Annotated in this window: 6 protein-coding genes; all 6 read right to left on the bottom strand. The window is 34.8% G+C overall.

Annotation, left to right across the window (positions count from 1 at the left end; translation table 11 throughout):
- Positions 1 to 61: 61 nt before the first annotated feature.
- The 6 genes from TYM08_RS19930 to rpmH all read right to left on the bottom strand — a co-directional run bounded on the left by TYM08_RS19930 (position 62) and on the right by rpmH (position 6,105).
- Complete coding sequence (locus TYM08_RS19930) at positions 62 to 1,615, bottom strand: PH domain-containing protein (protein WP_422380911.1); 1,554 nt, start codon at positions 1,613 to 1,615, stop codon at positions 62 to 64.
- A complete protein-coding gene (locus TYM08_RS19935; protein WP_422380912.1) occupies positions 1,608 to 2,135 on the bottom strand; it encodes a PH domain-containing protein in 528 nt (175 codons plus the stop codon). The genes TYM08_RS19930 and TYM08_RS19935 overlap by 8 nt, the downstream gene beginning before the upstream one ends.
- Positions 2,136 to 2,259: 124 nt before the next feature.
- Positions 2,260 to 3,636, bottom strand: a complete 1,377-nt coding sequence (gene mnmE, locus TYM08_RS19940; RefSeq protein ID WP_422380913.1) for a tRNA uridine-5-carboxymethylaminomethyl(34) synthesis GTPase MnmE — start codon at positions 3,634 to 3,636, stop codon at positions 2,260 to 2,262.
- 110 nt (positions 3,637 to 3,746) lie between these two features.
- Complete coding sequence (yidC, locus tag TYM08_RS19945; RefSeq protein ID WP_422380914.1) at positions 3,747 to 5,510, bottom strand: membrane protein insertase YidC; 1,764 nt, start codon at positions 5,508 to 5,510, stop codon at positions 3,747 to 3,749.
- Between the two features lie 71 nt (positions 5,511 to 5,581).
- Positions 5,582 to 5,959: a ribonuclease P protein component gene (rnpA, locus tag TYM08_RS19950; protein WP_422380915.1), complete on the bottom strand. Its 378-nt coding sequence runs from the start codon at positions 5,957 to 5,959 to the stop codon at positions 5,582 to 5,584.
- 11 nt (positions 5,960 to 5,970) lie between these two features.
- Positions 5,971 to 6,105 carry a 50S ribosomal protein L34 gene (gene rpmH, locus TYM08_RS19955; protein WP_422380916.1) on the bottom strand — a complete coding sequence of 45 codons (135 nt, stop codon included), beginning with the start codon at positions 6,103 to 6,105 and terminating at the stop codon, positions 5,971 to 5,973.
- Positions 6,106 to 6,636 lie beyond the last annotated feature (531 nt).

Genomic DNA, 6,636 nt, shown 5'->3' on the forward strand with positions numbered 1-6,636 from the left:
CTTATTGATTTTATTAATGAGTGTCATTTGTGGATAACCATATTTTTATTAACAATATTTATTACATCCAAGACTGATTTCTTTTTTGTAATTGGTAAAGACTACTATTTATCATGTTATCCACAATTATTTCCGATAATACTGCTGTTTTAATACTTCCTGATGCTAATACAAATTTAACTGACGCAAGTCCTCTTTTTTTAAGCCAAATGGATTGTTGCTTTTTCACTTGTTGAATTTTGTATTTAGGAAAAATAGCATAACTGAATCCAATAAACCCTTTTCGAATCACAATATAATCATCAAGCTGTAAATATCCAGAACGTTTATACATTTGGAAACACACTGTATTTAGTATAATAAATACGATACTCGGTACAACTAATGCGAATATTAGAAACGATTGTTGTAAAAATAATAATGTAAATACTATTAAAGAAACGGGCAGGCTTAGCCAATAAATAGTCCGAATATAAGAATATATATTGACGGGTTTTATTTTTTCAATATCGAAATCTAACCCATCAAAACAATGACTGGCCATTTTTTTAAATTGGTTTTTGTGGATTGATGGAACCATAATTTTTCCAAAAAACTCACTGGCCTGTTGGTTTTGTTTTTCTGAAAATGGCTCAAACTTCATGTTCAGTCGATTAAACAATACATCTAGCCAGTTTTGTTTCCACCAAATTGATTGCACTCTTGACTGTTTTAAATGAATTTCATATTTAGTAAATAATCCACTGGTTCGACTGTAACTTTTATTTTTTTCATTATAAGTTAACTTGAATTGATAAAAACTAAAGATTGAACCTAATACACTTAATAAACTAAATATAAAGCTTAAAAATATAAATAATGTGATAGCAATAATTGTCATTATGATGATTGAGCTTTGTTCTAAATAGGTTTGCGCATCGAATCCTAAGCCACTTAAATAGGTAAATGTTTTTTCAACAATATTTTGCGCAAAAGGTGCACCCGCTGCCAATATAATCCAAGCTCGGTTATTAGTAATGCCATTTATTATGATGTCGGTTAACGAACGTGTATTTAGTACTTTTACAGTTGAAAATTGTTCTTGATACACTTGTTCGCTCAGTTGTTCTAAATCTAAAGTTTTGTATTGGCTTGCTTCGATGATTTCTTTTGTATTTTCCTTTGCTATAAATTGTTGAATGTCTTGTTTGATTGATTCTGCTTGTTCAATAGTTAATGCAGCCAAATTGATTTCATTTTTAGCAGAACCCGCGCTGTCCATTTTTAAGATGGTTAAATCAAAAAATCGATAATAAAATGGTCGAGTGAGATTAATATTTTGAATTCGAGCAAAGGGTAATTCTGTTTTTTTCTTAAAGATAAATCCTTGGCGTACTAAGAACCGATCTTGTTTTTGAATGTAATAAAAATTTAAATAACTCACACAGGCTAAAAGAAAAATTAATAATACAAACCCAAATACTGCTAATAAAAAGTAAGGGGAATTAAAATCTATATTGTTGCGTAAACTATACCCTGCAAATAGAAATGCAGGTGCGATATTGAGTAATCCTTTTAATTGTTTAAAAACAAAAAAAACAATGGAAAACTTTGATAATCGCTGCCAATTATCCATTTTTTAAATCCTTATGTTTTAATATAAATTGCTTAATGGTTTCAGCATCGTTTTCTAATAACCCTTTAATTTCTAACGCATGCATCGATCCGCCCGCACTGAATAATACCAAACTTGCCAAACCTTTATGACGCTCTAACGGTCCGCGTTTAATTTCAATATGTTGCAAACGTGTATAAGGTTGAATCACTATACGTTTAAACAACACGCCAGAATACAAAGAAATATCATGTTGGCGTAATGCGTATTTTAATGTTTTTACATAGGCGATATTCCAAATAATCATACTTGAATACAACAACCAAAAAATAATCGAAATCCACCACATAAATGGTTCAATAAATATTATCAGACAGGCATTTATTCCAATAAATAGTGGTAATGGAATAAACAAAGACATCAGCACAACAGTTAAATAATTTTTATGTACCCTGTGGAATTTAAGTGTCTTTATTTCTGGAATGGACTGACTTGATAATTCGTCTAACGAATGGATATCGTGATTGCTGAACGTTGACATTAAAGATCCCTAATAAGGTTTAGATAATTTTGATGAATTATGGACGATAATTTTTTAGATTACTTAAGGCATTAGTCATTTACCTATCAATCCAAAAAACCAGTTGCATTAGTTATTCATCATTTTACTTCCCAATACAAAACGAGCCAAAAATCTTTCCAAGCAAATCATCACTTGTAAACTCGCCTGTGATTTCATTCAACGCATTTTGTGCTGCTCTTAAATCTTCAGCTAGTAGCTCGCCTGCGCCGTAACCTTGTAATTGCATTTTTCCGTTTTCTAGGGATTCTTGTGCAGCGGTTAGCGATTCTAGATGTCGGCGTCTGGCGATGAATCCGCCTTCGGTGGTTGAGTCGAATCCCATGATTTTTTTAAGATGGTTTTGCAGTAACTCAACGCCTAAGTTTTGTTTGGCGCTTAATCGGATTACAGTTTGATCCGTTGGGGTTTTGTCTGTGCTGATGGACTCGTTGGTTTGATCGATTTTGTTTCGAACTAATGTAATCTTTGACATTTGTCCACCGTGAGATAGGTAAGTACTTACAAACTCTGGATCGATTTGTTCGATGATGTGTTCATCAGTGGTTTGGCTGTCGACTACTAACAAGACTTGATCGGCTTGTTTGATTTCGTTCCAAGCGCGCTCGATGCCGATTCTTTCTACTTCGTCTGGTGCATCGCGAAGGCCGGCTGTATCAATTATGTGCAATGGCATGCCATCGATGTGTATATGCTCGCGTAAGACGTCGCGAGTCGTGCCAGCGATATCGGTGACAATTGCGCTGTCTTTGCCAGAGAGGGCGTTTAAAAGGGACGATTTACCCGCATTTGGCTTACCAGCGATGACCACTGTCATGCCTTCACGCAAAAGTGTGCCTTTGTTGGCTTGTTTGAATACGTCGTTTAATTGGGATTCGATAGCTAATAAGTCGCTTTCTACTTTTCCATCTGCTAAAAAATCGATTTCTTCTTCTGGAAAATCTATCGACGCTTCGACGTAAATTCTTAGGTTCACTAAGCTGTCGACCATTTGATGAATTTGTTTTGAAAACTCACCTTGCAGCGAGCGTATTGCGCAACGCGCTGCTTGTTCTGATGAAGACTCAATTAAATCAGCAATGGCTTCGGCTTGGGTCAAATCCATTTTGTCATTCATAAACGCGCGTTGTGAAAACTCACCGGGCTGTGCCAATCTTGCGCCGTGGCTTAATGCGGTTTTAAGTAATAAATCCATGATGACACTGCCACCATGACCTTGAAGTTCGATCACGTCTTCGCCTGTAAACGAGTGGGGCGCTTTGAAATACAATGCAATGCCTTGGTCTAATACGGTTTCTTGGTCATCGTAAAAATCGCAATAATGGGCGTGGCGAACTTTGGGTATGAATTTAATTAGTTTTTCGGCAATAGTAAGTGCTTGCACACCTGATAATCTAACAATACCTACACCACCTTGTCCCGGTGCCGTTGCAATTGCTGCGATTGTGTCTTGTTTCATCATGTTTATTGCCTTTGCTGTTTAATATCAATTACAGCCTGTTTAGTGGTTTTACATTGTTATTGTTAAAAAAAAAGACTCCAAGGAGCCTTTTTTAAATTTGGATGTTCTAATTATTTCGCAGCAGCTTCTGCTTTGGCAAGCGCTTCTTCACGATCGATTTGTTTGTTTACAATATATTGCTGACAGATTGTGAAAATGTTGTTCACTGTCCAGTACAACATTAAACCTGCTGGCATTCCGAAAATTATAAAGAACAAAGTCATACCAATTGGCATAAATTTGAATATTTTTTGTTGCATTGGATCCATGTTGGCAGATTGTGTCATCTTCATTTGGAAATACATAGACACACCCATCAATACAGGGAAGATGAATAATGGATCCGCTGCTGATAAATCTTGAATCCAAAGTGTAAATGGCATTTGACGAATTTCAACGGCTTCGATTAATACCCAATAGAGTGAAATCCAGATTGGCATTTGTACAAGCATTGGTAAACACCCACTAACTGGGTTGATGCCTTCCTTTTTATAGAATTTCATTAATTCAGTGGACATTTTTTGGCGGTCATCACCGTAACGTTCACGTAATTGAGTCATTTTAGGCGCTAATTTTTTCATTTTTGCCATAGACTTCATACTTTTTTGTGAAAGCGGGAAGAAAACAAATTTCACTAAAAGCGTTAGCAAAATAATTGCTAAACCCCAGTTAGGCACAAATGATTGAATTTTAGTTAATACCCAATAAATTGGTTTTGCAAAAATATAGAACATCCCATAATCAACTGAATGTTTTAGGCCTTCATGGTATTCATCAAGCTGTTCTTGTAATTCAGGTCCTACCCATAATTTTGCAGATAATGTTTTTGTTGCACCAGGCTTTAATTCAAACTCTTCGCTTTCGTTAATGGCAAAGTAATAATCATACCCTTTTGGTAAACCCATTTTTTGATGTTGCGTTTCGTTTTGGTTTGGAATCCATGCAACTACAAAGTATTTTTGGCTAAATGCAACATAACCACCTGTTACGGTTTGATTAAGTGAGAAAGCACCTTTGGTTGGTAATTTTGCAGATTCTTTTGCTAAGTCTTTGAATTTATATTTATCCCAAATGCTTTCTTCGGCTTGATTATCAAAAGCAAATCCAACAAACGAGGCTGCCGTTGTACTTTGGGCAGGATCAGGAGAATCATCACGTTTTAAACGATTATCTAATTTTACTTTTACATCAGCATCTGAAATATTTTTTACTTCATAACTTACGTTGATGATGTATTTGCCTTTGTAGAATGTATAGATTTTCGTCAATTCTAAATCAGACTGTCCTGTGTAAGTTAAACGAACATCTAGTGAATCTTGGCCGTCTTCTAAGTTGTAAGTGGTTTTTTCAGCTGAAAATAAACTTGCGTCTACATCGTTACTGCTACTGCGTAAATAACTTTGCGCAACAAATAAATAATTATTGGTGTTATTTAAAATCGTAACGGGTGTATCGCTGTGCTCTAAAGAAACAGAATAATCATTTAGTGCTGTGTAAACGATATCGCCATTTTTAGAATTAATTTTCACACTTAATAAGTCTGTGTGAATATCAATTAGTGCATTTTCAGTGATAACAGGTTCGTCTTGAACTTGGGGGGAAGTACTTGAAGTAGTTGGATTTGAAACTAAACCATCTTCAGAATTTATGTCTGTTTGAGAATCTTGACCTGAATTATCCGTAAATGAAGTATTTACTGAAGTGTCAGTCATTGTTGATTCTTGAGCATTTTCTAAAGCTCTGGCATCAATATCTTGTGTTTGTTTCCACTGAACGACTAAATATAAGCTCGCAACAGCAAAAGCGCCAAAAAGGCCAATACGGCGGTAATCCATGATGGGTTCCAATTAAAAAGTAGGGTTAAAAAATGTGCGCTATGCTACCTGCTAAGCGTATTTTTTTCCAGTTAATTGGTATTTTCAATGCGTTTTTTTAATCGTTTTAGTAAAGATTGGATCGTTTGATCAAGTTTAGGATTATCTAAGTCTTGTGTCGCTTTACGGGCTAGAACGATAAAATCAAATTTTTGAAGGTTTTGTGCATTTTTGTTAAAAATTCTAAAATTTTCACGAAAATGTCGTTTGATACGGTTACGAGCAACCGCGGTTTTGACTTGTTTTTTTGCAATTATAAAACCGATTCGATTGGTATCTAAATCTGTTTTTTTAGCAAGAAGGGTTATTTCTGAGCAAGAGATTTTTGCGTCTACGTGATCAAAAACGTTACGAAAATCCCCTGGAGTCAGAAGTCGACTAGTTCGAGCAAATTCGTAACGTTTTTTCATTGATCAGCAAATTATGCGCACAACTCTTTACGGCCTTTAGCACGACGACGCGCTAAAATTTGACGACCAGATTTTGTTGCCATACGAGCACGAAAACCGTGTGTACGTTTACGCTTGATAACGCTTGGTTGAAATGTTCTTTTCATAGTGGTTTCCAGGATAACTCGAAAATCGAGAATTGTTCAAAAATTGGAGGGCGGATTTTATAGATAAATGTTTGGTTTGGCAATGTAAATTTCCATATTGATTGTAACTTTTTTAACCATTCAATGAAATCTTATTCTTGAAAAGTATTTTTTTAAAAACGTTTTTTCATTTTCTTTTTAATATTAGTTATTACTTATATAGATAAAGTATATATATTTTTATTTATTGTTATTGTTCATTGTTATTAGAGAGACGCTTTTTTGTTGGTAAGCGACTCTAAGGCACAGAGTTATTGGTGTGTAGCTTGTGCATTTAGCTTTGAGAATTCCATTATATTCTAAGCTCAAGTAGTGTATGAGCGTGGGATAACTATCGGTTTTATCCACAGTGTTTTATCCACAGAGTTGTCCTCGTTTTTTCCTATTTGTTTTAACGCCGTTTTACCTGTGTTTATAAAGCTGTTGTTTATGTGTGTATAAAATATCATTTTTTAGTTTTTAACCCTTTAAAACAAGCATTTCTTATGTGGA

This window comes from Marinicellulosiphila megalodicopiae (assembly GCF_045862395.1).
GTDB classification, from domain to species: Bacteria; Pseudomonadota; Gammaproteobacteria; order Pseudomonadales; family Natronospirillaceae; genus Marinicellulosiphila; species Marinicellulosiphila megalodicopiae.